The sequence below is a fragment of the Methanoregula sp. genome (assembly GCF_002835825.1).
In the GTDB taxonomy this organism is placed as follows: domain Archaea; phylum Halobacteriota; class Methanomicrobia; order Methanomicrobiales; family Methanospirillaceae; genus Methanoregula.
In genome coordinates this window covers 1-4,203 of the sequence record NZ_PIZH01000199.1, presented here as the reverse complement: position 1 = coordinate 4,203, position 4,203 = coordinate 1, and the positions used below count along the sequence as shown (strand labels likewise).

Sequence of the window (4,203 nt, the reverse complement as noted above, 5' to 3'; positions counted from 1 at the left end):
GAATGGACGAGGGAAACGGCCCGAATGCAGCAGCGTAGCGGTCTCCCCAATGGAGCGCGAGTTTTATGAGGATCTCCGGTGATTCCAAAAACCTGTTTTCTGTCCCGCCCAGCTCGACGGTTATCTCACCGGCTGTCGTGCTGATGGCAAGGTTCGCGGTCTTTCTCTGCTCCTGCGTTGCCGGGCGGATGATGCCCACTGCGCAGTCCCGGGGGTGATCGGAAAGGATGGCCTTCAGGGTGCTCCCCTTTGCCAGATCCATCTTCTTCCCGTCAAGATGGATGGTGATCATGCATCACCTCATGCCTGAGGCTGGCCCATGACCTTCTTCTCTTCCTCGGTAAGGATTGCAAGGACTTCAGCGGTCTTACCGATCTGGACGATCTTGCCGCCCCGCATCAGGGCAAGGCGGTCGCAGATATCCCGGACAAAGTCCATATCGTGCGAAACCACGATGAAGGTCTCGTCCATCTCCTCGCGGGAGTGCATGATGGAGTGCTTGACGTCGACCTTTGTGATGGGATCCATGGTGCCCGTGGGCTCGTCAAGAATGACGATCCGGGGCTCGCGGATAAGAACCTGGGCAAGGGCAACGCGGTGGCGTTCACCATCGGAGAGCTGGGCAGGCATCCTGTCCAGGATCTCCTTGCTCTTCTCCTCGGTGAATCCGGCCATCTTCAGGGTAACGAGTGCCTTTCTCATCGCCAGTTCCTTGGGAAACTCAAGGCCGATGGCATCGGTCAGGTTGTCGAGCACGGTCCGGTGGGGGAAGAGGTCGTACTCCTGGTGGAGGAGTCCGATATACCCCGTTGCCCGTCCCCGCTGGTCGATACCGGGCTTGGTCATGTCGATCCACTCGTCCCCGATGCGGACATTGATCTCGCCGCTCGTGGGTTCGATCAACCCCGCCATGATTCCCGAGAGCGTGGTCTTCCCTGCCCCGCTCTTGCCGATGATCCCGAAGATCTCCTTTGCTGCCACCTCGAACGTGACCCCGTTCACGGCCTTGACCACACCACGGTCCACGGAAATATACCGTTTGATGAGGTCCCGGGCAATAACGATGTTCTCCCCAAGCTCGGTCTCCTCGAATGTTTCGGTATCATCGTAGCCTTTCATGAACTCGGCGATGACTTCTTTCGGAGTCCCGATTTTCGTGATTTTTCCATCAACAAGGAGGATAGTGCGGTGAACGGTATCTTCGATGGTCTGCGAGAAGTGGGAGGTGACAACCATACCCATGTTGTTGGCCTTCGCTGCTTCCGCGAGCATAGCGTGGACGATCTTTGCCGTGCCGGGATCCAGTGTACCGGTGGGTTCGTCGGCAAACAGCATGACCGGCTCCTTGGCCAGCTGCCGGGCGAGCACGACCCGCTGCTTCTCGCCACCCGACAGGTCGCGGGCGATATGCATCATACGGTGGGAGAGCTTGACCTGGTCGATTAAGTCCGCCGCCCGGTTGATGGCCTTCTCGGGCGGGAAGCCGATATCGTCGAGGGCGTGAAGGACATTCTCGATGACCCGGTCATCCCCGTACAGGGCAAAGGTACGCTGGAACATGATCGCGGTCCGCTTCATGACGCGTCGCTTGAGCTCCTCGTTTTTATCGTCCCAGAGATTCACATCCAGGGCAGCGAGTTTTGCCCCGCAGTGGGGACATGCCTTTCCGGCAGAACTCCCGACATCCATATAATCGCATGACGGGCAGGCCGCCATGTGGTAGATGATCTTTCCGCTGGTTGGCGGCTGCTCAACCCCGCGGATGAGGTGCATCAGGACCGTCTTACCGGCACCGCTCCTGCCGATAATCCCGAGGATCTCCCCCTCGCCAATCTCAAAAGAGATATTCTTGAGAACCTTCTCGCCATCAAAATCCATGCAGAGGTTCTCAACCGTGATCAATGGAGCCTTCATAGTACCCTTGTATCTAATGTAGCACAGGTCGCATATTACCTTTTATATGATACACCGCTGGCGTCACGATCGCAAATGTTCCCGTGCGCGAGCAGCTCCTCCACGATTGCCCTGACCTCGCCAACATTGTTCACCACGAAATCTGCTTCCTTGAAGAGTTCCTCGGGCCGGTCGCCCGGTTGTTCAACCGTCAGGATCGCGATGTCGGCATTCCTCAGGGCAAAGAGGTCGTTGATGCCGTCTCCGACCATCAGAACCTTGTCGTACTCCTGCCGGAGATCATGGACGATCTGTGCCTTGACTGAGGGTGTCGCAACCCCGTATACCCGGTCGCGGGGAATGCCGAAGTGGTCGGCCATCTTCTCGAGCTTGGTGACCCGGTCACCGGATGCAATGAAGGTGGGAACGCCCATCCTGTGCAGCGCCGTGATCGTCTCCTTAGCACCATCGAACGGCCAGCCGCCGGCCGTGATCGTGAACTCGATGGCCTTGTGCGCCATGTTGATGATCGCCCCGCTGTTGAGGGTGACCATCTCCTCCTCTTTGCAGACAGACCAGACATTCCGGATACACTCCTGGAGATCGCCTGCAAGGGCCCGGTGGTCTCCATACAGGACATCGCCGATGTCCTCGGCCGTGAGGATCTTCCGCGTGCAGCTCACGCCAAAGCCAATCTTCCGGTCGATAAGGTACCGGGACAGGAGGGTATCCGGAGGAACGGTCATCAGGTCCTTGGAATGGACGGGAAGGACGATGAGCACACGGTCGGGGGAACTGAATGTCAGGGTGGTGGTCTCGATCCCCGGGAGCAGCTTCCTGTTGCAGATATCCTTTGCAACGCGGTAGGTGGAAAGGAGCGTTCCGGCACTGTCAAAGACAACGGCGACAGACATGGTGGCACCTGGCAATAACTCTTTGTAGTTCCCTGATAGATCGGATCAGTGAAGCTGATGACCGTACCTGAAACCGCTGAGAAGATAAAGAGCATGGAGATCCGGGGTGCCCGCAGGATCGCCCGCGCGGCAGCAGAAGCCTTACGCGACCATGCCCTCTCCTTACAGGCCCCGAACAATGCTGCCTTCCGGCAGGATATGGAGAAAGCAGCTGCCCTGCTCGTCTCGACCCGCCCGACAGCAGTCTCTCTCCCGAACGCGGTCCATTATGTCATGGCCGGCCTGGGGGCGGCAAAGACCGCCGATGATGCAAAGAGCGGTGTCATCCATCGCGCCGAACAGTTCATCCAGTCCTCGCAGCATGCCGTGAAACGGATTGCCGGGTTCGGCGCACGACATATCCGGGACGGCGATGTTATCCTCACGCACTGCAACTCCGAAGTCGCCCTTGGCTGCATGATCGAGGCACACCAGCAGGGAAAGCAGATCGAGGTCTTTGCAACAGAGGTCCGGCCGCGGAACCAGGGGCATATCACCATCAGGACCCTGAACGATGCCGGCATAAAGACGAACTTTATCGTTGATTCGGCGGTACGGTCATTCATCAACGATATCGATCTCGTCATTATCGGGGCGGATGCGGTCACGGTCAATGGCGCTGTTGTCAACAAGATCGGGACCTCGCAGGTAGCCCATACCGCCGCAGAGGCCCGCGTAAATGTCATCGTGGCTGCTGAGACCTACAAGTTCGCGCCACGGACCGTTATCGGGGAACTGATCGAGATCGAGGAACGGCCCCCCGCGGAAGTTTTAGCCGACGAGATAGCACGGACGCTCCCGAACGTGAAGGTCCGCAACCCGGCGTTTGATGTTACCCCGGCAGAATATATCGACCTCATCATAACGGAGCAGGGTGCGATTCCGCCCCAGATGGCCTATGTAATCATCCGTGAATACCTGGGATGGGAGATCGGGGAGTTCAACCTGGCTGGCGGTTTACCGGTTGGGATCAATGGCGATTGATTCTCCGTACAAGACAGGGAAAAACAATGGGGAATACCGGGGAAGAACACCTCTGACCCGGGCCGCAGTCCTGGATGATAACACTCCAGCGACCAGAATATACCGATATCCTTTTTCTCTCTCGTTTGTTTTCGAGGCTTGCCAGAAATTATGTTAAAGGATAAGTTATTAGAAAGACCATCTGTATGCATGCAGGGAACAAAACCCATACAAAAGACGGTTCCTTTCTCACGGTCCCAAATCGAGGAGCTTGAGAGGGAACATCCAACACCATTTCATATCTCCGATGAAGTGGCGATCAGTTCAGGAGCCCGCCGGCTGAACAAGGCGTTCTCGTGGGTACCAACGACAGCAGGCAAAGCGGGCGGCTTTA

The 4,203-nt window shown here is 57.4% G+C and carries 3 protein-coding genes and 2 pseudogenes; 2 read left to right on the top strand and 3 right to left on the bottom strand.

What is annotated here, in order from left to right; translation table 11 throughout:
* The 3 genes and pseudogenes from CW742_RS08075 to CW742_RS08065 all read right to left on the bottom strand — a co-directional run.
* A pseudogene (locus CW742_RS08075) lies at positions 1–292 on the bottom strand (methanogenesis marker 3 protein); the annotation flags it as partial.
* 8 nt (positions 293–300) lie between these two features.
* The gene (atwA, locus tag CW742_RS08070; RefSeq protein WP_292418901.1) at positions 301–1,914 is read right to left on the bottom strand and encodes a methyl coenzyme M reductase system, component A2; all 1,614 of its coding nucleotides are present in this window, start codon (positions 1,912–1,914) and stop codon (positions 301–303) included.
* Positions 1,915–1,949: 35 nt separating this feature from the next.
* A complete protein-coding gene (locus CW742_RS08065) occupies positions 1,950–2,807 on the bottom strand; it encodes an HAD family hydrolase (RefSeq protein ID WP_292418898.1) in 858 nt (285 codons plus the stop codon).
* 57 nt (positions 2,808–2,864) lie between these two features.
* On the opposite strand from CW742_RS08065, the gene CW742_RS08060 reads away from it, so the two are divergent.
* Together CW742_RS08060 and CW742_RS08055 are read left to right on the top strand one after the other, a co-directional pair.
* Complete coding sequence (locus CW742_RS08060; protein WP_292418895.1) at positions 2,865–3,830, top strand: ribose 1,5-bisphosphate isomerase; 966 nt, start codon at positions 2,865–2,867, stop codon at positions 3,828–3,830.
* Positions 3,831–3,980: 150 nt separating this feature from the next.
* A pseudogene (locus CW742_RS08055) lies at positions 3,981–4,203 on the top strand (hypothetical protein); the annotation flags it as partial.

Coding starts and splice junctions, on each gene's coding strand:
- atwA (WP_292418901.1), bottom strand. CDS start 1,914: ATGAAGGCTCCATTGATCACGGTTGAGAACCTCTGCATGGATTTTGAT.
- CW742_RS08065 (WP_292418898.1), bottom strand. CDS start 2,807: ATGTCTGTCGCCGTTGTCTTTGACAGTGCCGGAACGCTCCTTTCCACC.
- CW742_RS08060 (WP_292418895.1), top strand. CDS start 2,865: ATGACCGTACCTGAAACCGCTGAGAAGATAAAGAGCATGGAGATCCGG.